This window comes from Brevundimonas sp. GW821-FHT02A10, from assembly GCF_059422025.1.
The window spans coordinates 1,097,276-1,116,703 of sequence record NZ_JBWKWC010000001.1; the positions used below are offsets into that span (position 1 = coordinate 1,097,276).

The 19,428-nt window shown below is 68.4% G+C and carries 18 protein-coding genes; 6 read left to right on the forward strand and 12 right to left on the reverse strand.

From position 1 onward, the window contains the following. Positions 1-61 precede the first annotated feature (61 nt). The 4 genes from AC07U0_RS05070 to AC07U0_RS05085 form a co-directional block, all read right to left on the reverse strand. Positions 62-469 carry a GFA family protein gene (locus tag AC07U0_RS05070; protein ID WP_494718924.1) on the reverse strand — a complete coding sequence of 136 codons (408 nt, stop codon included), beginning with the start codon at positions 467-469 and terminating at the stop codon, positions 62-64. A gap of 50 nt (positions 470-519) precedes the next feature. Beyond that, on the reverse strand, positions 520-1,506 hold the full coding sequence (locus tag AC07U0_RS05075) for an aldo/keto reductase (protein WP_494719191.1): 987 nt from the start codon (positions 1,504-1,506) through the stop codon (positions 520-522). A 23-nt stretch (positions 1,507-1,529) separates the two neighbouring features. Next, complete coding sequence (locus AC07U0_RS05080; RefSeq protein WP_494718925.1) at positions 1,530-2,528, reverse strand: aldo/keto reductase; 999 nt, start codon at positions 2,526-2,528, stop codon at positions 1,530-1,532. Between the two features lie 136 nt (positions 2,529-2,664). After that, the gene (locus AC07U0_RS05085) at positions 2,665-3,726 is read right to left on the reverse strand and encodes an NAD(P)-dependent alcohol dehydrogenase (protein ID WP_494718926.1); all 1,062 of its coding nucleotides are present in this window, start codon (positions 3,724-3,726) and stop codon (positions 2,665-2,667) included. A 130-nt stretch (positions 3,727-3,856) separates the two neighbouring features. Between AC07U0_RS05085 and AC07U0_RS05090 the strand changes: the two genes are divergently transcribed. Further along, positions 3,857-4,753, forward strand: coding sequence for a LysR family transcriptional regulator (locus AC07U0_RS05090; RefSeq protein WP_494718927.1), 897 nt, complete (start codon positions 3,857-3,859; stop codon positions 4,751-4,753). A gap of 75 nt (positions 4,754-4,828) precedes the next feature. On the opposite strand, the gene exaC is transcribed toward AC07U0_RS05090, so the two are convergent. Further along, the gene (exaC, locus tag AC07U0_RS05095; RefSeq protein ID WP_494718928.1) at positions 4,829-6,346 is read right to left on the reverse strand and encodes an acetaldehyde dehydrogenase ExaC; all 1,518 of its coding nucleotides are present in this window, start codon (positions 6,344-6,346) and stop codon (positions 4,829-4,831) included. A gap of 133 nt (positions 6,347-6,479) precedes the next feature. Next, positions 6,480-7,460: a GAF domain-containing protein gene (locus AC07U0_RS05100; RefSeq protein ID WP_494718929.1), complete on the reverse strand. Its 981-nt coding sequence runs from the start codon at positions 7,458-7,460 to the stop codon at positions 6,480-6,482. Positions 7,461-7,612: 152 nt separating this feature from the next. Here AC07U0_RS05100 and AC07U0_RS05105 point away from each other — a divergent pair, with 152 nt between their 5' ends. Together AC07U0_RS05105 and AC07U0_RS05110 are read left to right on the forward strand one after the other, a co-directional pair. Then, positions 7,613-9,250, forward strand: coding sequence for a DUF1800 domain-containing protein (locus AC07U0_RS05105; protein WP_494718930.1), 1,638 nt, complete (start codon positions 7,613-7,615; stop codon positions 9,248-9,250). Continuing rightward, positions 9,247-10,419, forward strand: coding sequence for a DUF1501 domain-containing protein (locus AC07U0_RS05110; protein WP_494718931.1), 1,173 nt, complete (start codon positions 9,247-9,249; stop codon positions 10,417-10,419). Before AC07U0_RS05105 ends, AC07U0_RS05110 begins: the two co-directional genes overlap by 4 nt. Here the strand turns inward: AC07U0_RS05110 and AC07U0_RS05115 are convergent. Next, positions 10,416-10,568 carry a hypothetical protein gene (locus AC07U0_RS05115; protein ID WP_492946435.1) on the reverse strand — a complete coding sequence of 51 codons (153 nt, stop codon included), beginning with the start codon at positions 10,566-10,568 and terminating at the stop codon, positions 10,416-10,418. The two genes, AC07U0_RS05110 and AC07U0_RS05115, sit on opposite strands and share 4 nt — an antisense overlap. 65 nt (positions 10,569-10,633) lie before the next feature. After that, the gene (greA, locus tag AC07U0_RS05120) at positions 10,634-11,110 is read right to left on the reverse strand and encodes a transcription elongation factor GreA (RefSeq protein WP_494718932.1); all 477 of its coding nucleotides are present in this window, start codon (positions 11,108-11,110) and stop codon (positions 10,634-10,636) included. Positions 11,111-11,169: 59 nt separating this feature from the next. Between greA and AC07U0_RS05125 the strand changes: the two genes are divergently transcribed. Then, the gene (locus AC07U0_RS05125) at positions 11,170-12,405 is read left to right on the forward strand and encodes a BaiN/RdsA family NAD(P)/FAD-dependent oxidoreductase (protein WP_494718933.1); all 1,236 of its coding nucleotides are present in this window, start codon (positions 11,170-11,172) and stop codon (positions 12,403-12,405) included. Then, the gene (locus AC07U0_RS05130; protein WP_494718934.1) at positions 12,402-13,538 is read left to right on the forward strand and encodes a serine hydrolase domain-containing protein; all 1,137 of its coding nucleotides are present in this window, start codon (positions 12,402-12,404) and stop codon (positions 13,536-13,538) included. Before AC07U0_RS05125 ends, AC07U0_RS05130 begins: the two co-directional genes overlap by 4 nt. Here AC07U0_RS05130 and AC07U0_RS05135 read toward each other — a convergent pair. The 4 genes from AC07U0_RS05135 to AC07U0_RS05150 form a co-directional block, all read right to left on the reverse strand. Continuing rightward, positions 13,523-14,992: an MFS transporter gene (locus AC07U0_RS05135; RefSeq protein WP_494718935.1), complete on the reverse strand. Its 1,470-nt coding sequence runs from the start codon at positions 14,990-14,992 to the stop codon at positions 13,523-13,525. The genes AC07U0_RS05130 and AC07U0_RS05135 overlap by 16 nt on opposite strands. Positions 14,993-15,014: 22 nt before the next feature. Then, positions 15,015-15,941 carry an EamA family transporter RarD gene (gene rarD, locus AC07U0_RS05140; RefSeq protein WP_494718936.1) on the reverse strand — a complete coding sequence of 309 codons (927 nt, stop codon included), beginning with the start codon at positions 15,939-15,941 and terminating at the stop codon, positions 15,015-15,017. Positions 15,942-16,055: 114 nt separating this feature from the next. After that, complete coding sequence (locus AC07U0_RS05145) at positions 16,056-17,099, reverse strand: aspartate-semialdehyde dehydrogenase (protein WP_494718937.1); 1,044 nt, start codon at positions 17,097-17,099, stop codon at positions 16,056-16,058. A 227-nt stretch (positions 17,100-17,326) separates the two neighbouring features. Continuing rightward, a complete protein-coding gene (locus AC07U0_RS05150; RefSeq protein ID WP_494718938.1) occupies positions 17,327-18,181 on the reverse strand; it encodes a hypothetical protein in 855 nt (284 codons plus the stop codon). A 100-nt stretch (positions 18,182-18,281) separates the two neighbouring features. Between AC07U0_RS05150 and zapE the strand changes: the two genes are divergently transcribed. Beyond that, positions 18,282-19,388: a cell division protein ZapE gene (zapE, locus tag AC07U0_RS05155; RefSeq protein ID WP_494718939.1), complete on the forward strand. Its 1,107-nt coding sequence runs from the start codon at positions 18,282-18,284 to the stop codon at positions 19,386-19,388. Positions 19,389-19,428: the final 40 nt, after the last annotated feature.

Here is a 19,428-nt window from a genome sequence, read left to right on the forward strand (position 1 = left end):
CGGCCTGCGCCATTCAAGGCCGCCACGGCGTCGCAGGCCGTATTCAACCTGCGGACACGGCCTATTCCGGATCCTTGTCCCAGACCTGCACCGTCTCGGGCAGGCCCACCCACGGATGGCGGCGGCTGTCGTAGACGCTATCGGACGGCGGCGGGAAGGTCGGGTCAGCGAAGGCCCCGACGGAAATGCTCACCGACCGGTCCTCGAACCCCTCCTCCGTATGGAAGACATTGGAGCCGCAGACGGGGCAGAAGCGGAAGCGGAACTTCGCCCCCTGATCGCCGGTGCGCACATATTCGGTCGCCCGTCCGCTCATGCTCCACTCGCCGCGGAAGCCGGCCAGCGCGGCGAAGACGCTGCCCGTCCGCCGCTGACAGGACAGGCAGTGGCAGACCCCCACCCCGCGAGGTTCTCCCTCGACGGTGATGCTGAGCTGTCCGCAGTCGCAGGAGGCGGTTCGCGTGGTCATGTCGCCCATATAGGACGGCTTTCCCGAACCGCCTCCCCTCGCCGGTCAAATCAACGGTCGATCATCTTCTGCTGCGTCGGCGCATAGCGGTCGCCGGTCACCTGCAGCGTCGCCGAGGCGGTGTTCAGGGCCTCGACATCCTCGGCCGTCAGTTCGACAACGACGGCCCCGAGATTTTCTTCCAGCCGGTGGAGTTTGGTCGTGCCCGGGATCGGTACGATCGACGGCGCCTGGGCCAGCAGCCAGGCCAGGGCGATCTGGGCCGGGGTCGCGCCCTTCTGTCCGGCGAAGGCCTCGATGATGTCGAGCAGGGCCTGGTTGGCGTCGCGGTTTTCGGGCTGGAAGCGCGGCAGGCTGCTGCGGAAATCGCTCTTGTCGAAGGTCTCGTCGGCCTTGATCGCCCCGGTCAGGAAGCCCTTGCCCAGTGGACTGAACGGCACGAAGCCGATGCCCAGCTCCTCCAGCGTCGGCAGGATCTCCGCCTCCGGCTCGCGCCACCACAGCGAATATTCGCTCTGCAGCGCAGCCACCGGCTGGACGGCGTGGGCGCGGCGAATGGTCTGGACGCCCGCCTCGGACAGGCCGAACGCCTTGACCTTGCCCTCGGCGATCAGGTCACGGACCGCGCCCGCCACGTCCTCGATCGGCACCTCGGGATCGACGCGGTGCTGGTACAGCAGGTCGATGGTCTCGATCCCCAGACGCGACAGCGAACCCTCGACGGCCTTGCGAATATGGTCCGGGCGGCTGTTGAGCCCGCCGAGCGGACCTTTTTCGGGATCGAGCGCGAAACCGAACTTGGTCGCGATCACCACCTGATCGCGGAACGGCGCCAAAGCCTCGCCAACCACGGTCTCATTGGTGAAGGGCCCATAGACCTCGGCCGTGTCGAAGAAGGTGACGCCCTTCTCCACTGCGGCCCGGATCAGGGCGACGGCCTCCTTTGTATCGGTCGCGGCGCCATAGCCGAAGCTCAGCCCCATACAGCCGAGCCCGAGGGCCGACACCTCAAGGTTTCCGAGTTTGCGTTTTGCGATGGTCGTCATGGGGAGGTCTCCAATCAACGGTTGGTCATGGCCAGAACAGCCTCGGGGAGGCGGGCGCCCTGGATGTCGATTTGCGCCGCCGCGGCGCCGATGGCGGTCAGGTCTTCGGGCGTCAGTTCGATCTCCGCCGCGCCGAGGTTTTCCTTCAGCCGGTGCAGTTTGGTGGTGCCCGGGATCGGGACGATCCATGGCTTCTTCGCCAGCAGCCAGGCCAGGGCGATCTGGGCCGGGGTCACACCGTGGCGCTCCGCCGTCGCCTTCAGCAGATCGATCAAGGCCGTATTGGCCGCTCGGGCCTCGGCGGTGAAACGCGGCGAGATGGAGCGGAAATCGCCGGGCGCGAAGGCCGTCTCCGCATCGATCTTCCCGGTCAGGAAGCCGGCGCCCAAGGGGCTGAAGGGCACGAAACCGATGCCGAGCTGCTCACACAGGTCGAGCACCCCGTTGGTCTCCACATCCCGCGTCCACAGCGAATACTCGTTCTGCAGCGCCGTCACCGGCTGCACCGCATGGGCGCGGCGGATGGAGTCGAGGCTGGCCTCCGAGAGGCCGAAATGCAGCACCTTGCCCGCCTCGATCAGCCCCTTCACGGCCCCGGCGACCTCCTCCATCGGCACGGCCGGATCGACCCGGTGCTGATACAGAAGGTCGATGCGGTCGGTCTTCAGCCGCTTCAGCATGGCCTCGACCACGGCCACGATATGCTCGGGGCGGCTGTTCGTCCCGCCGCTGCGCGCTCCGGTCGTCTGATCGATGTCGAAGCCGAATTTGGTCGCGATCACGACCTTGTCGCGGATCGGCGCCAGCGCCTCGCCCACCACCGTCTCATTGACGAACGGCCCATAGGCCTCCGCCGTATCGAAGAAGGTCACCCCCAGATCGAAGGCGTCCCGGATCAACGTCACCGCCTCCGTCGTCTCCGTCGCCGGCCCATAGGCTGCGCTCAGGCCCATACAACCGAGGCCGAGGGCCGAGACCTCAAGGCCCGCATTTCCAAGTGTGCGCATCTTCATCGGAAGGCTCCTGTCTTGATGTCAGTCCGCCGGGCCGAAGGCAGCCGGGATCACTCCGTCACACTGGACGGTCAGACGGGCTCTGAAGAAGGAAAGGGACGGCCCGATCGGCCGCCCCCCCTTTACTCTGACGTGATCAGGCCGCTTCGGCCGGGGCTTCCAGCGACCCCATATCGATAACGAAGCGGTAGCGGACGTCGGACTTCTCCATCCGCTCGAAGGCGTGGTTGATCTCGTCCATGCGGATCATCTCGACGTCGGGCAGGATGTTCTTCTCGCCGCAGAAGTCGAGCATCTCCTGGGTCTCGCGGATGCCGCCGATGGGCGAGCCCGAGACGCGGCGCCGCGCCAGCAGCAGGGGCAGGGTCGACATCTCCTCCATCGGGCCCAGTTGGCCGACGATGACCAGGGTGCCGTCGATGTCGAGCAGCGGCATATAGGGGTTGAGGTCGTGCTTGACCGGCACAGTGTCGATGATCAGGTCCAGGCTGTTGGCCGCCGCCTTCATCGCCGCCTTGTCCGACGACACCAGCAGGGCGTGGGCGCCCAGTTCCTTCGCATCGGCCTCCTTGTCGGCGGTGCGGCTCAGCACCGTGACATGGGCGCCGAGACCGGCGGCCAGCTTGACCGCCATATGGCCCAGACCGCCCAAGCCGATGACCCCGACGCGGGTCCCTTCCTTGACGCCCCAGGTCTTGAGCGGCGACCAGGTGGTGATCCCGGCGCACAGCAGGGGCGCGGCTTTCGAGATATCCAGGCTGTCGGGCACCGACAGGACGAACTCCTCGCGCACCACCAGATGCTTGGAATAGCCGCCGTAGGTCGGGTCGCCGGTCACCCGGTCGCGGCCGTTATAGGTCTGGGTGTTGCCGTGGCGGCAGAGTTGCTCCTCGCCCTTGTCGCACTGGTCGCAGTGCTGGCAGCTGTCGACCATACAGCCGACGGCGACGCGGTCGCCTTCCTTGTACTTCTTCACCTCGGGGCCGACGGCGGTGACCACGCCGACGATCTCGTGACCCGGCACCACCGGATAGGAGGACCAGCCCCAGTCGTTGCGCGCCTGGTGCAGATCCGAGTGGCAGACGCCGCAGTAGAGGATCTCCATCTGCACGTCATTGGCGCGCAGTTCGCGCCGCTCGAAGGTCCAGGACTCCAGAGCCGCGGTGGTCGAATGGGCGGCGTAACCGATGGTCTTCATGGGGCGCTCCAGCAGGCGAAGAGGGCGCCGTCCGGACGGGCCCTCGGGTTTCAGTGAGGATAATCTAGGACTGGTTCGGCCCTTCGATTAGGCGCAGATATCGGCATGCACCTATGTCGAGGATTCATGAATGAAGCGCGATGAGCTGGGCGACCTCTCGACCTTCATGGTCGTGGCGGAGGAACGCAGCTTCACCCGGGCGGCGGCCAAACTGGGCACCTCCCAGTCGGCGGTCAGCCACACGGTGCGGCGGCTGGAGACCCGTCTGGGCCTGCGCCTTCTGGTCCGGACCACCCGCAACGTCGCCCCGACCGAGGCCGGCGAACGGCTGCTGGAGACCCTGCGCCCGGCCTTCGACGACATCGAACAGCGGGTCGCGGCGCTGGGCGACCTGCGCGACCGTCCGGCCGGGACCATCCGCATCACCTCGGGCGAGCATGCGGCGCGCAAGGTGCTGTGGCCCGTGCTGGAGCGCCTCCTGCCCGCCTATCCCGACATCAAGGTCGAGATCTCGGTCGACGACAGCCTGGCCGATCTGGTCGAGGGGCGTTTCGACGCCGGCATCCGTCTGGGCGAACGGCTGGGCAAGGACATGATCGCCGTCCCCATCGGCCCGGACCTGCGCATGGTCGTGATCGCCTCGCCCGACTACATCGCCCGTCAGGGCGCACCCGCGACCCCGCACGACCTCGCCGACCACGCCTGTATCAACTATCGCCTGCCGACCCTCGGCGGCCTCTATGCGTGGGAGTTCGAGAAGGACGGTCAGGCGACCAATGTCCGCGTCGCCGGCCGGCTGATCTTCAACAGCATGGCTTTGGTCCAGCGCGCCGTCCTCGCCGGCATGGGGCTTGCCGTCATGATGCATGACGAGGTCGCGCCCCTGATCGCCGAGGGCCGTCTGGTCACCGTCCTCGACGACTGGACCCCGCCCTTCTCCGGGTACCACCTCTATTACCCCAGCCGCCGCCAGCCGACCCCCGCTTTCGCCCTCCTCGTCGACGCCCTTCGCTACCGCAGCCGATAAGAAGACGGCGGCCCCTCTTGCGAGAGGCCGCCGCAGTCGCGTCCGGGTCGGGACGTCTCCGGGGGGAGTTGGGGATCAGAAGAAGCCGAGCTTGTCGGGGCTGTAGCTGACCAGCAGGTTCTTGGTCTGCTGATAGTGGTCCAGCATCATCCGGTGGTTCTCACGCCCGATGCCGGACTTCTTGTAGCCGCCGAAGGCCGCATGGGCGGGGTAGGCGTGATAGCAGTTGGTCCAGACCCGCCCGGCCTCGATGGCGCGTCCGGCGCGGTAGGCGGTGTTCATGTCGCGCGACCAGACCCCGGCGCCGAGGCCATAGACGGTGTCGTTGGCGATCGCGATGGCCTCTTCCAGAGTCTTGAAGGTGGTCACCGACAGGACCGGGCCGAAAATCTCTTCCTGGAACACCCGCATGTCGTTGGTGCCCTTGAAGATGGTCGGCTTGACGTAATAGCCGCCGGCCAGATCGCCGCCGAGTTCCGGCTGGTCGCCGCCGGTCAGCACCTCGGCGCCTTCCGCCCGGCCGATGTCGAGATAGCCGAGGATCTTCTTCAGCTGCACGTCCGAGGCCTGGGCGCCGACCATGGTGTTCGGGTCCAGCGGGTCGCCGGCGACGATGGCCTCGACCCGTTTGATCGCCTTCTCCATGAAGGCCTCATAGATGTCCTCGTGGATCAGGGCGCGGCTCGGGCAGGTGCAGACCTCGCCCTGGTTGAGCGCGAACATCGCGAAGCCTTCCAGCGCCTTGTCGAGGAAGGCGTCGTCGTGATCCATCACGTCCTTGAAGAAGATGTTCGGCGACTTGCCGCCCAGCTCCAGCGTCACCGGGATGATGTTCTCGGTGGCGTACTGCATGATCTGCTGGCCGACGGCGGTCGAGCCGGTGAAGGCGATCTTGGCGATGCGCGGGTTGGTGGCCAGCGGCTTGCCGACCTCGACGCCGGTGCCCGAGACGATGTTGAGCACCCCCGCCGGGATCAGGTCCTGAATCAGTTCAATGACCAGCAGGATCGAGGACGGCGTCTGTTCGGCCGGCTTCATGACGATGCAGTTGCCGGCCGCCAGGGCCGGAGCCAGCTTCCACGCCGCCATCAGGATCGGGAAATTCCACGGAATGATCTGGCCGACCACGCCCAGCGGCTCATGGAAATGATAGGCGACCGTGTCGTTGTCGAGCTGGGAGATGCCGCCTTCCTGGGCGCGGATACAGCCGGCGAAATAGCGGAAATGGTCGATGGCCAGCGGGATGTCGGCGGCCATGGTCTCGCGCACCGGCTTGCCGTTCTCCCAGGTCTCGGCCTCGGCGATGGCCTGAAGGTTCTCCTCCATCCGGTCGGCGATCCGGTTCAGCATGATGGCCCGCTCGGTGACCGAGGTCTTGCCCCAGGCGTCCTTCGCCTTGTGCGCGGCGTCCAGCGCCAGCTCGACGTCGGCGGCGTCAGACCGGGCGACCTCGCACAGGACCCGGCCATTGACCGGCGAGGTGTTCTCGAAATAGCGGCCCGCGACGGGGGCGACCCATTCGCCGCCGATGAAATTCTCGTAGCGCGGTTTGAATTTCGGCGTCGCGGCGCGGATGAAATCGGGCTTGGTCATGATCGGTCTCCGTCTGTTTCCATGGCGCGCCGGTTTCGGCGTCGTCGTTGGAGACCAGAGAGCGCCGGTTATCCTCCCGGCGATAGGGCCGGTTTCTATGCTGCGCCGCACACCTGTCGCACTGCTGCGACAGTCAGTGCCCCGCCAGACCCAGCCGGTTCAGCTTGCGATGCAGCGTCGCCCGGCTCACGCCCAGCGCCCGCGCGGCGGCCGAGACGTTGCCGTCCGCCCGCGCCAGGGCCCGGCGCACCGCCCCCCGTTCGGCCTCGACCAGCTCCTCGCCGCTTCCGCCCACCGAAAGCACGTCCGAGGCCGGCAGCTGACCGGCGATACGGGCGTCTGTGATGTCGAACATCTGGCGCGCCGACCGCGTCGCCCCGACGACCAGATCGTGACGATCCACCGCCAGCAGAGCCGCGCCGTGCCGCTCTCCGCCCGGCGGCAGGACGATACGGGTCTGGGAAAAGGCCTCGCGGAAATGGGCGGCCTCGATGGCGCGGGCGGCGTCGCCCACCGCCGCTGCGATCAGGCCGACGAAGCCCTCGGTCAGGTCGGCCCGGGCCGAGGACACATCCAGCGCCGCCGCCAGCCGCCCCTGATGGTCGTAGATCGGCGCCGCCGTGCAGCTCAGGCCGATGTTCCGGGTGTGGAAATGCTGGTCGCGGTGGATGGTCAGGGCCCGGCCCTCGGCCAGACAGGTCCCGATGCCATTGGCGCCCTCGGTCGCCTCGGACCAGACCGCGCCGGACCACAGACCCCAGCGGCGGAACTGGTCGTCGTCAGCGACGGCCCCGCGCCGGTCGACCGGCACCCCGTCGCGATTGGTCAGCAGCACGCAGCAGCCGGTATCGCCGACGGCCTGAAACAGCCGGTCCAGCGTCGCCTGCGCCGCCCGCATCAGGGGCTCGATCTCCTGCCGCGCCGCCGCCAGCTCCTGCGCCGTCAGCACCTCGGGCGGCCGACCGTCCTCGGGATCGAGGCCATAGAGAGTGATCGAGCGCCGCCACGACGCCGCCAGCGCCGACCGCGCCGGCCCGGCCGCATCGTCCAGCACCGACCGGACCCGGTCGGGATGGCCGAGCGCGTCGGTCAGGGTCTCGGACCTCTGGCCCATCGATCTCACTCCCGCTGAAGCCCTTTTGGCGGGGCCTTCGCATTTCGCCGTCATTGGATACCCGTCAATCCCGGCTTGCAACCTCCTCATCTTCGACGGACTTTTCGAGACGGGACGTTTCAGGTCTGACACAAACGACGAGAGGACGGGCCATGCCTTCGGAATCCGACGTCAACGCCGCCATCGCCCTCACCCGCTTCGGCCTGGGCGCGCGGCCCGGTGAGATTCAACGGTTGAACGACCCCCGCGGCTGGCTGGAAGGCCAGATCCGCACCTCCGGCGCGGCCAATCCGTCCGGTCCGTTCGAAAACTCCGTCGAGCGAATGCAGGCCTTCCTCGACTACCAGCGCGACGCCCGGCAGGTGCGGCAGGCGCGTCAGGACATGCCGCCCGCCGCAGGACAGCCGGGCGCCCAGCTGGCCATGGAGCCGCCCGCCCAACCCCGGCGCCAGCAACGCCGCGCCCAACGTATGGCCAATCAGGCCGATCAGACCGCGCCCATGACTCAGGCGGCGCCCATGCCCGGCGCCGACCCCGCCCAGGCCGCCTTCGATGCCCGCCGCGACAGCCGCCGTGATCTGGTTCAGGACACGGCGCGCGAGTTCCTCGCCCGGGCCCAACTGGGCGCCACCACCGACGCCGGTTTCGCGGAGCGCTGGGCCCTGTTCTGGGCCAACGGCTTCACGGTCTCCGCGACCAAGTTCCAGTCGGCCATCTTCATGGGCCAGTATGAGCGCGAGGCCATCCGCCCCCATGTCTTCGGCAGGTTCGAGGATCTGGCCATCGCCGCCGAACAGCATCCGGCCATGCTGCTCTATCTCGATCAGGCCCAGTCGATCGGCCCCGACAGCCGCGCGGGCCAGCGCCGCAACGCCGGGCTGAACGAGAACCTCGCCCGCGAGATCATGGAGCTGCACACCATCGGCGCTGACGGCGGCTATACCCAGGCCGACGTCACCGAATTCGCCCGCGCCCTGACCGGCTGGTCCGTCCCCGCGCCCCGCGATCAGGGCATGGATCTGGTTCGCGCCAATGTCGCGGCGGGGGCGCAAGGCTTCGGCGGCGGCGGCGCCCGCGAACAGGCCCTCTATGCCCGGGGTGTTCAGGCCGCCGTGCGCGGCGAGCCCGGCCTCAACGGCTTCGTCTACCGCGCCATCGTCCACGAACCGGGCGCCCGCACCGTTCTCGGCAAGACCTACGGCGCCGGTGAGAAGGATCAGGGCGAGGCCATCCTGCGCGACCTCGCCAACCGGCCGCAGACGGCCCGGCGGCTGGCGCACAGGATCGCCATCCATTTCGTCGCCGACGATCCGCCGCCGTCTCTGGTCGACAGGCTCGAACAGGCCTGGAACCGCTCGGGCGGCGACCTCGCCGTTGTGGCCCGGACCCTGGTGACCGCCCCCGAGAGCTGGTCGCCCCAACCGGCCAAGATCAAGACCCCCTATGAGTTTATCGTCTCGGCCCACCGGGCGCTGAACACCAGCCCGCAGCGGATTCAACCGTTGCAGCAGGCCCTTATCGCCATGGGCCAGCCGGCCTTCGCCGCCCCCTCGCCCGAGGGCTGGCCCGACACCGCCGCCGACTGGGCCGGGCCCGACGCCCTGGTGAAGCGGCTCGACTGGTCCAAGACCGTCGCCGACCTCGCCCAGGTCGCCGATCCCAACGCCGTCGCCGCCAATGCCCTCGGCGCCCGCCTCAGCGAACGCACCCGCCTCGCCGTCGCCCGCGCCGAAAGCCGCCCCGAAGCCCTGACCCTGTTCCTCATGTCGCCGGAGTTCCAACGCCGATGACCTACCCCCACCTGAACCGCCGTCTCTTCCTCGGCGCCGCCGGCGTCAGCCTCGCCTTCGCCGGCAAGGCCTCGGCCCAGTCAGCCGCCGGTCCGCGCAACAAGATGGTCGTCATTATCGCCCGCGGCGCCATGGACGGCCTGTCGGTCACCGTGCCCTACGGCGATTCCAACTATGTCCCCCTGCGTGGCAGCCTCGCCATCGCGGCGCCCGGCCAGACCAACGGGGCGCTCGCCCTCTCCGAAGGCTTCGGCCTCCATCCTTCGCTCAAGGGGCTGCACGATCTCTACGGCGTGGGGCAGGTCCGCTTCGCCCCGGCCGTGGCCATCCCCGCCCGCATCCGCTCCCACTTCGACGCCCAGGACGTGCTCGAGAACGGGGGCGAGGGCCTGCGTCAGCAAACCGACGGCTGGCTCAACCGCGCGCTGGCGGCCTCGGGCGCCCGCTATCACGGCCTCTCCATCGGGGCCCAGACGCCCCTGATCCTGCGCGGCTCGGCCCCGACCTCCAGCTGGGCGCCGGGCGGACAGATCGAAGGTGGCGACCGCATCGCCTCCCTGCTTCAGGACCTCTATGTCGATGACCCCATGCTCGGGACCAATCTGGCGCGCGGTCTGGAAACCGAACAGATGGCCATGGTCGCGGGCGACGCCACCGTCCGTCGCAACGACGTCGCCGGCCTCGGGGCCGCCGTCGCCCGGCTGATGGCGGGGGATCAGGGCGCCGACCTCGTGGCCCTGTCCATCGACGGCTGGGACACCCACGCCCGCCAGCTGGGCCAGCTCCAGACGCGTCTGACGGGCCTCGATCAGGTCATCGGCGGCCTGCATCAGGGTTTGGGGGCTGACTGGGATCGCACCGTCGTCGTCGTCGCCACCGAGTTCGGCCGCACCGCCCGCGCCAATGGCACGCAAGGGACGGACCACGGCACCGGCTCCTCCCTGCTGCTGGCGGGCGGCGCGCTCAAGCAAGGGGGACTTGTCGGCGACTGGCCGACCCTGGCCGAGGCGAAGCTGTTCGAGAACCGCGACCTGACCCCGACGCTCGACGTCCGCTCGGTCTTCAAGGGCGTCCTGCGCGATCACATGGGCGTCGACCGCGCCGCGCTGGATGCGCGCGTCTTCCCCGGCAGCGCGGCCGAGGCCCCGGCCTGTGAGGGTCTGGTCTAGTCCTCGTCAGTGGGCTCGGCGCCCGCGGCCTTTTCGGCCTGCTGCTGGGCGCGCTTCTCGGCCTTGGCGGCGGCCTTTTCGGCGGCCTTCTTGGCGTCGGCGCGCTCGCGTTCCTGACGCTCGAAACTGTAGTTGGGCTTTCGGGCCATGGGCGTCTCTTTCCTTCTCTTATGATTTCAGTTGAGCGCAAGGCGATGGCGGTGTCGACCGCCGATCAATCCACTGCGACGATCTCCACAGTCTGACCGGCTACGACAGCCTCGTCGCCGACCCGTTTGCCGATCAGGGCGCGGGTCAGGGGCGAGACATGACTGACCGAGCCCTCCGCCGGATCGGCCTCGTCCTCGCCGACGATACGCCAGGTCTGGGTGCGTCCGTCCTCGCGTTCGATGGTCACAGACCCGCCGAAACGCACGACACCCTCGGCCGGAACCTCCAGCAGCTGGGCGCTGGCCCGGCGCGCAGACCAGTAACGCAGGTCGCGCGTGGCCCGGGCCATGGCGGTACGGTCGGCCTCGATCGACCCGTGCGCCTGCGCCCCGCTGTAGGCCGCGCGCGCCGAAGCCAGCTCGGCCTCGATCGCGGCGAGGCCCGACGCCGTCACGAGGTTGGCGTGCGGCGAGATGGGACGGTCGGGAAGATCGGCGGCCGTGGCCTCCAGGTCTTCCTCACGGGTGAAGGCGACGCTCATCTGGAAACATATAGGGGTTTTTGATCCGAAATCCCCCCTCTTGCGCTAGAAGGCGCCTCATGGCCTCCTCCGACACCTCCCTCCGCACCGTTTCCATCATTGGCGCCGGCCCCGCCGGGCTGATGGCGGCCGAGGTTCTGGCCAAGGCAGGCGTCGCGGTCACCGTGCACGAACGCATGCCCTCGCCGGCGCGTAAATTCCTGCTGGCCGGACGCGGCGGGCTGAACCTGACCCATTCGGAGGATCAGGAGGCCTTCCTGTCGCGCTACGGCCCGGCCGAAGCGACGGTGTCCGACTGGCTGGACGCCTTCTCGCCCGACGACCTGATCGCCTGGGCCGAAGGTCTGGGCCAACCGACCTTCACAGGTTCCAGCGGCCGGGTCTTCCCACGCGCCATGAAGGCCTCGCCCCTGCTGCGCGCCTGGCTGGCCCGGCTGGGTGAGCTCGGCGTCGTCCTGAAGACCCGCTCCCACTGGACCGGCTGGTCCGATGAGGGCCTGACCTTCGAGGGCGCAGAGGCCGAACGGCCCGACGCCGTCATTCTGGCGCTCGGCGGCGCCAGCTGGCCGCGTCTGGGCTCGGACGGCAGCTGGACGCCCCTGCTGGAGGCCGAAGGCGTCGCGGTCGCACCCCTGCGGCCCTCCAACGCCGGATTCAATGTTGACTGGTCCGACATCCTGAAGGACCGCGCGGCGGGTCAGGCGCTCAAGGCCGTGGCCCTGACATTCGGGGACAAGACGGTTCGGGGCGAGGTCATGCTTACCCGCTATGGCCTAGAAGGCGGCGGGATCTACGCCCTGTCGGCGGCGCTGAGAGAAGCCATCGCCCGCGACGGTTCGGCGACCCTGACCCTCGACCTGCGCCCCGACCTGAGCGAGGACGCCCTCGTCGACCGTCTCGCCGCCGGCCGCGGCAAGGATTCGATGACCAACCATCTGAGGAAGGCCGGCGGCCTGTCCCCCGCCGCCATCGCCGTCCTGCGCGACATCCCCGGCGAGATCCCGCTCGGCGCCGAAAAGCTGGCCAAGCGCATCAAGGGCGTCCGCCTCAAGCTGACCGGGATGCAGGGGCTGGAGCGGGCCATCTCCTCGGCCGGGGGTGTGGGTCTGGAGGCTGTGAATCAACACTTGATGCTGACCGCCCGCCCGGGGGTCTTCATCGCCGGAGAGATGCTGGACTGGGAGGCGCCGACCGGCGGCTATCTGCTTCAGGCCAGTTTCGCGTCGGGCGTGGTCGCGGCGAACGGCGTGCTGGACTGGCTGAACGCGAAATCCCCGGATAAGAGGCCCGCATGACCGACATCTCCGGCGTCTGCCCGCCCCGTTTCGCCGCCGTGAAGGACGCCTTCGCGGCCAATTTCACCGACGCCCCCGACGGGCTGAACGAACAGGCGGCCCGCATCTCCTTCTGCGTCGAGGGCGAGGTCGTGGTCGATCTCTGGGCCGGTCAGGCCGACCCGCGCGAGAACACCCCCTTCACCGACAAGACCCTGACCCCCGTCTTCTCGACCGGCAAGGCGGTGATGGCGCTTCTGATCGCCTCCGCCGTCGAGCGCGGCCAGCTCAGCTACGACCAGACCGTCGCCAGCCTGTGGCCAGCTTACGGTCAGGCGGGCAAGGACGGCATTACCGTCGCCCAGCTGATGTCGCATCAGGACGGCCTGCCCGGTTTCGACACCCCTGAGGACCCGGCCATCTGGTTTGATCGTCAGGCGGTGCTGGACCGGCTCGCCGCCCAGGCCCCGATGTGGCCCCCGGGCACGGCCTCTGGCTACCACCCGATCACCATCGGTTATCTGGCCGGAGAGGTCTTCCGCCTCGCCGACGGCCGCTCGATGGGCACCGCCCTGCGCGAGGATTTCGCGACGAAATACGATCTCGACCTGTGGATCGGCCTGCCCGAGGCCGAACACGACCGGGTCGCGGCGATCCGCAAGCCCGCCGCCCCGCCCAGCCTCGGCGGCATCGACCCGATCAAGTCCGCCGCCTTCATCTCCAAGGGCGCGGCTCCCGGCGGACGCGGCTCGACCGAATGGCGCACGACGGAAATCCCCTCGGCCAATCTTCACGCCACGGCGCGCGACCTGGCCCGCATCTTCAGCATCGTCGCCAACCGCGGCGACCTGCATGGCCGCTCGATCCTGTCTCCGGATGTGGTGTCACAGCTGACCCGCGAACGTATTCACGGCCCCGACAAGGTCCTGCCCTATGTGATCAGCTGGGCCACGGGCGTGATGCGCAACGAAGGCCTGAACATCTTCGGCCCCAACCCGGACACGGTCGGCCATTGCGGCTGGGGCGGCTCCTGTGTCTTCGCCGATGCGAAGGCCCGGGTCTCGGGCGCCTATGTGATGACCCGCCAGTCGCCGCACCTGATCGGCGATCCGCGCGCGACCCGGCTGATCGACGCCTTCTACGCGGGCTTCTGAACGCCACTCTCGACCCGGCCGGGCGCGGTGAATCCACCGATGATTCCGCTCAGGATCGCGCATGCGGCGCACGCCGCCATGACGACCTGATACGCCCGGTGAAAGGCCGCGCCCTCGGCCGCCTGTCCTGAGGCTCCGGCCATGAAGTCGCCGAGCCTTGCCCGGGCCTCGGGCTGGTCCAGCACGGCGACGAACACCGCCGACAGCACCATCCCCAGCAGGGCCACGGCCAGCAGGCCCGCCACCCGCGCCACCGCATTGTTGACGCCCGACGCCACCCCGGTGTGGCCCGGCGCCACCGCCCCCATCACCGCCGCCGTCAGCGGCCCGACGGCGAAGGTCATCCCGATGGCCAGCACCGTCATCCCGGCCAGAGGTCCGGCGACATAGCCGGCGTCCCTCGGCATCAGGGCCAGCAGCGCCAGCCCCACGCCCGCCAGCACCGGCCCGACGCTCAGCGACAGCTTCGCCCCGAAGCGGTCGGCGATCCGGCCCGCCACGCCCGAGAACAGCCCCATGATCACCGCGAAGGGCAGCATGGCCGAGCCCGCCCCGGTCGCGGTCCAGCCATGCACCCGGATCAGCTCGAACGGCAGGAAGAACATCGCCCCGCCCAGCGCGAAATAAAGAAGCAGCGTCAGCAGATTGATCCCGCTGAACACCGGCGACCGGAACAGGCTCAGCGGCATCATCGGATGCGCCTCCTTCGCCTCCGCCCACAGGAAGCCCGCCAGCACCAGCACGCCCCCGACCAGCGAGCCGACGATCCACGGGTTCGCCATGCCCAGATCGGGCGCCGCCGTCAGCCCCCAGGTCACCGCCCCCAGCCCGACCACGGCCAGGATGGCGCCGAGCCCGTCCAGCCCCTTTGCGCCCTCGTCCCGGCTCTCGGGCGTGAACTTCACGGTGATCAGGACGGCGAGGACGGCCAGCGGCACATTGATCCAGAAGATGGCGCGCCAGTCGGCGTGGTCGGCCAGCCAGCCGCCGACCAGAGGCCCGACCATGCCGAAGATGGCCCCCGCCCCGGCCCAGGCGCCGAAGGCCTTGCCGCGTTCTTCCGGCGGGAAGGTCGCCCCGATCAGGGCCAGCGCTCCCGGCGTCAGCAGGGCCGCCCCGACCCCCTGCACCGCCCGCGCCCCGATCAGCGCCTGCACGTTCGGCGACAGACCGCAGACGATGGAGGCCAGGGTGAAGATCGCCACCCCGATCAGGAAGACCTTGCGCCGCCCGAACCGGTCGCCCGCCGCCCCGCCGATCAGGACCAGCGCGCCGAGCGTCAGCAGATAGGCGTTCGACACCCACTGCACCGCCGCCGGGCCGGCCCCGAGATCTTTCTGGATCGCCGGCAGGGCGACGCCGAGCGCCGAACCGTCGATGAAGGTGAGGCTCGACCCCAGCACCGTCGCGGCGAGGATCCAGCGCTTGTGGGATTTCGACAGAGCCTCGGTCATGGGCCTGAGGCTAGGCCCGTCCCTAGACGGCGTCGACCACCGTCTTGATCGCCTGCCGCTCGGCCCGTTTGCGCCACAGGGCGGCGAGGGCGAAGACGGCGGCGCCGGCCCAGATGAAGACGAAGGACAGGATACGCAGCAGGGTCAGCGGCTCGCCCGTAAAGACGCCGACGGCGAACTGCAGCGTCGGGGCGAGGAACTGCAGGAAGCCGATGGTCGACAGCGGCAGCCGCCGCGCCGACCAGGCGAACAGGGCCAGCGGGATGGTGGTGATCACGCCGCAGGCGATCGACCAGGCCCAGTGCGACGGGCTGGCGAACCCGACGGCCTGTCCCGTATGGGCGAGCCAGATCAACCAGGCCGCGCCGAAGGGCAGCATCAGAAGGCATTCGACAAACAGGCCGGTCTGGGCCTCGGCCGCGACCCGTTTGCGGATCACCCCATAGGCCGCGAAGCTCAGGGCGATGCCGATCGACAGCCACGGCGGGCGGCCCAGGGCGACGGCCTGGATCACAACCCCGACAGCGGCCAGACCGATGGCGGCCCAGCCCCATTTGTCGATCCGCTCGCGGAACAGCACCATGCCGGCGGCCATGTTGAGCAGCGGATTGATATAGTAGCCGAGGCTGGCCTCGATCGTGTGGTGATGGGTCGTGGCCCAGACATAGAGGCCCCAGTTGATGACGATCATCACGGTCGACAGGGCCAGCCAGCCCACGGTCGCGGGGCTGGTCAGCACCTGCCGGGCCTGACCCGACTGTCCGGCCAGCAGCACCAGCACGGCTGCGAACGGCGCCGACCACAGGACGCGGTGGGCCAGGATCTCGGGCGCCGAATAGCCCATATGGGCCAGGGCCATGAACAGCAGCGGCAGCACGCCCCAGACACAATAGCAGAGCAGGGCCGCGATCAGGGCGTTGCGGGTTTCGGAGGCGGCGGCGTCAGTCATGGCATCTCCTTCCCTCTCCCGGCGGGAGAAGGGGGCCGGGCCGAAGCCCGATCGGATGAGGCGCCTTGCGGCCCCTCATCCTTTTGACGGCGAAACTCTCCCCTTGGGGAGGGATCAGACCGAGATCGAGCGGAAGCCGGTCGAGGACTTGAGGGTCCCCGTCTCGTCCAGCAGCTGGGCGATCTGGACGGCGTTCAGGGCGGCGCCCTTGCGCAGGTTGTCCGACACCACCCAGAAGCTCAGGCCGTTCTCGACCGTGTGGTCCTTGCGGATGCGCGAGACATAGACGGCATGCTCGCCCGCGGCGTCGACCGGGGTGATGTAACCGTCGTGCTCGTGCTTATCGACCACCAGAACGCCCGGGGCCTCGCGCAGGATGGCGCGCGCCTCGTCGACCGAGATCGGACGGTCGAACTCGACCGTGACCGCTTCGGAGTGGCCCACGAAGACCGGCACCCGCACGCAGGTGACCGTCAGCTTGATCTCCGGGTCCATCATCTTGTGGACCTCGTTCCACATCTTGGCCTCTTCGTCGGTATAGCCGTCCTCGTTGAACGACCCGATGAAGGGGATGACGTTGAAGGCGATCTGCTTGGGGAATTTCTTCGGCTTGGCGTCGCCCAGGCCATAGATGGCCTTGGTCTGGTTCCACAGCTCGTCCATCCCTTCCTTGCCCGCGCCCGAAACCGACTGATAGGTCGAGACCACGACGCGCTTGATCTTGGCCGCGTCATGCAGGGGCTTGAGCGCCACGACCAGCTGGGCGGTCGAGCAGTTCGGGTTGGCGATGATGTTCTTGCGGATGTCCTTGACCGCGTCCGGGTTCACTTCCGGCACGATCAGGGGCACGTCCTTGTCCATGCGGAAGACCGAGGAGTTGTCGATCACGATCGGACCGGCCTTGCCGATCTTCTCGGACCATTCCTTCGACACCGTCCCGCCGGCCGACATCAGCACGACGTCGACGGTGGAAAAGTCGAACTGTTCCAGATCCTGGCACTTCAGGGTGCGGTCGCCGAACGAGACCTCCACGCCTTTGGATTTTCGGCTGGCGATCGCGTGAATTTCGTCCACGGGGAAGTTCAGTTCCTCGAGGATGGTCATCATTTCCCGGCCGACATTGCCGGTGGCGCCTACGACGGCGACGCGATAGCCCATGATATTTGGTCCTTCGGACGCGCTAACGCTCGGGACGCGGTCCCTCGCTGCTTGAGCGCGATTGGTGCATGAATAGGCAAGGCCTGCCGCAAGGGTTCTTGCGGCAGGGGCACGCATGTAAGCTTTCGCACGCGCGAAGCAATCGCTTTCCGCTGCGGGAGCGCAAGGATTTGCCCCAGTTCGCACGCCAAAGGCATCGGCTACGCTTATGTTTAGACCCTGACGCTTCAGGGCATCAGGCGTTGCGTCGCCTCCATACGCCCCTCGGTCTTCATCCGCTGGCCCCCGATGTCGATATCCTGCAGCTCCGTGCAGACGACCGTCTCGGCAAGGCCGGAAGCCATGTCGACGTCGTAGCGGCAGTTCCGGCCGTTCTGCATCCTGGCGGAGGAGAGCATGGCGTCGAACCCCTCCATCTTCGCGGCTTCCTCCTCCGAGAGACCCAGCACCGCCCTGACGGCGGCGGGCAGGGCGTCGGCGACGGTCTTGGGATCCAGCGCCGTGGTCCAGGTGATCACCGCCTTGCCCGTGGCGCGATCGACGGAGTCCAGGGTCACTGTCGACACGATGTCCATCGACGGGCTGTCGCCCACCCTCTGGCCGGGCAGGCGTTGTACAAAGGGCTCCCCCACCGCCTGCCCCAGTCCCTGGACAGAGGCGATCAGGATGGCGTCCTTGAACAGCATGGCCTGGCGCGCATTGTCCGGCATGGCCTCGAACATCTCTTGCGCCGCCACGGAATTGTTCGAACTCATCCTGACCAGCGCCAGCCCGCGCTCGGCCCAGGCCGCATCCAGATTGCTCAGAACCAGCGGGACCAGTCGTTCGTTGGTCTGGACCGCCATGGCGGTGCGGTCTGGCGCGGCCAGATCGCGCCACAGGGTCTTGAAGCCGTCCGGAACCGGCTGAACCTCCACTCTCAGGTGCTGGTCGGCGGTCACGGCCGGATCGTCGCCGGTCCGGCGCCAGCGGTGGATACGGGTCTCAATCGCATAGGCCCGGTCGTGCTGGACCGGCAGCAGGACAGCATCCCCCGCCTGCGGCCCCAACAACGAGACCGCGAGAATCAACGCTTGAAACATTCCACCCCCCGTAGAACAGCCACGCCAACCTAGGCGGGCCGTTCGCCCGACGCCAGACGTCAGCTTCACAGCCACGCCCCCGTCGCCTAACTGAAGCGCCATGACCTCCCGCATCCGCTCCGCCTATGACATCCGCGTCGAAGAGGGGGTGATCGCGCCCGATCCGGCCCAGGCGCCGCTGATCAAGGCCATGGAGCGGCTGGAGAAGGATCTCTCCAGAAAGGGTCTGTTCGGCGGCCATCCCGAGGTCCGCGGCCTCTACATCTGGGGGCCTCCGGGGCGGGGCAAGTCCATGCTGATGGACCTGTTCGTCTCCGCCACGCCCGAGCCGAAGAAGCTGCGCGCCCACTTTCACGCCTTCATGGCCCGCATCCACGACCTGGTCCGCCAGTGGCGCGAGGGCGACAAGAAGCAGCGTCAGGCCGTCTTCGGGACCCACAAGGGCGACGACCCCATCGAGCCGATCGCGGCCCTGATCGCCTCGGAGGCCCGGCTGCTCTGTTTCGACGAGCTTCAGGTCACCGACATCGCCGACGCCATGATCCTGGGCCGGCTGTTCGACGCCCTGTTCGAGAGGAAGGTGGTTCTGGCCGTCACCTCCAACCGCGCACCCGACGAACTCTACAAAAACGGCATCAACCGCCAGCTCTTCACCCCCTTCATCGACGAGATCAAAACACGCTGCGTGGTCATCGAGATCGACGGCGCCCGCGACTGGCGACTGAACCGGCTGATGGGCTCGCCGGTCTGGTTTGTCGGCGATGCGGACGGCAAGTCGGGCGCGGCCTTCGAGGCCCTCTGGACCGATCTGCGCGGCGGCGAGCCGGAAGAGGCCGCCCATCTTCAGGTGCTGGGCCGCGACGTGGTCATCGAACGCACCGCCGGCAGTCTGGCCCGCGCCACCTTCGACGAGCTCTGCGCCCGGCCGCTGGGGCCGCAGGACTATCTGGCCATCGCGGCGCGCTTCCACACCCTGTTCCTCGATTCCGTGCCCATCCTCAGCCCCGACCGGCGCCATGAGGCGAAGCGGCTCGTGACCCTGATCGACGCTCTCTATGAGGCGGGGACCCGGCTGGTGGTCCGCGCCGAAGATCAGCCCGAGGCCCTCTATCCGGCCGGTGACGGCGCTTTCGAGTTCGAGCGCACGGTCTCTCGTCTGCGCGAAATGTCGAGCGCCTCGTGGCTGGAGCGGGCCGAACACGCCTGAGTGTCCACGCCCACAACTTCGCCGTAATGGCTGTTAGGCT

What these genes read in the sequence shown, in the direction of transcription:
- AC07U0_RS05070 (WP_494718924.1), bottom strand. Translation starts at nt 469, where the DNA reads ATGACCACGCGAACCGCCTCCTGCGACTGCGGACAGCTCAGCATCACC.
- AC07U0_RS05080 (WP_494718925.1), bottom strand. Translation starts at nt 2,528, where the DNA reads ATGAAGATGCGCACACTTGGAAATGCGGGCCTTGAGGTCTCGGCCCTC.
- AC07U0_RS05085 (WP_494718926.1), bottom strand. Translation starts at nt 3,726, where the DNA reads ATGAAGACCATCGGTTACGCCGCCCATTCGACCACCGCGGCTCTGGAG.
- AC07U0_RS05090 (WP_494718927.1), top strand. Translation starts at nt 3,857, where the DNA reads ATGAAGCGCGATGAGCTGGGCGACCTCTCGACCTTCATGGTCGTGGCG.
- exaC (WP_494718928.1), bottom strand. Translation starts at nt 6,346, where the DNA reads ATGACCAAGCCCGATTTCATCCGCGCCGCGACGCCGAAATTCAAACCG.
- AC07U0_RS05100 (WP_494718929.1), bottom strand. Translation starts at nt 7,460, where the DNA reads ATGGGCCAGAGGTCCGAGACCCTGACCGACGCGCTCGGCCATCCCGAC.
- AC07U0_RS05105 (WP_494718930.1), top strand. Translation starts at nt 7,613, where the DNA reads ATGCCTTCGGAATCCGACGTCAACGCCGCCATCGCCCTCACCCGCTTC.
- AC07U0_RS05110 (WP_494718931.1), top strand. Translation starts at nt 9,247, where the DNA reads ATGACCTACCCCCACCTGAACCGCCGTCTCTTCCTCGGCGCCGCCGGC.
- AC07U0_RS05115 (WP_492946435.1), bottom strand. Translation starts at nt 10,568, where the DNA reads ATGGCCCGAAAGCCCAACTACAGTTTCGAGCGTCAGGAACGCGAGCGC.
- greA (WP_494718932.1), bottom strand. Translation starts at nt 11,110, where the DNA reads ATGAGCGTCGCCTTCACCCGTGAGGAAGACCTGGAGGCCACGGCCGCC.
- AC07U0_RS05125 (WP_494718933.1), top strand. Translation starts at nt 11,170, where the DNA reads ATGGCCTCCTCCGACACCTCCCTCCGCACCGTTTCCATCATTGGCGCC.
- AC07U0_RS05130 (WP_494718934.1), top strand. Translation starts at nt 12,402, where the DNA reads ATGACCGACATCTCCGGCGTCTGCCCGCCCCGTTTCGCCGCCGTGAAG.
- AC07U0_RS05135 (WP_494718935.1), bottom strand. Translation starts at nt 14,992, where the DNA reads ATGACCGAGGCTCTGTCGAAATCCCACAAGCGCTGGATCCTCGCCGCG.
- rarD (WP_494718936.1), bottom strand. Translation starts at nt 15,941, where the DNA reads ATGACTGACGCCGCCGCCTCCGAAACCCGCAACGCCCTGATCGCGGCC.
- AC07U0_RS05145 (WP_494718937.1), bottom strand. Translation starts at nt 17,099, where the DNA reads ATGGGCTATCGCGTCGCCGTCGTAGGCGCCACCGGCAATGTCGGCCGG.
- AC07U0_RS05150 (WP_494718938.1), bottom strand. Translation starts at nt 18,181, where the DNA reads ATGTTTCAAGCGTTGATTCTCGCGGTCTCGTTGTTGGGGCCGCAGGCG.
- zapE (WP_494718939.1), top strand. Translation starts at nt 18,282, where the DNA reads ATGACCTCCCGCATCCGCTCCGCCTATGACATCCGCGTCGAAGAGGGG.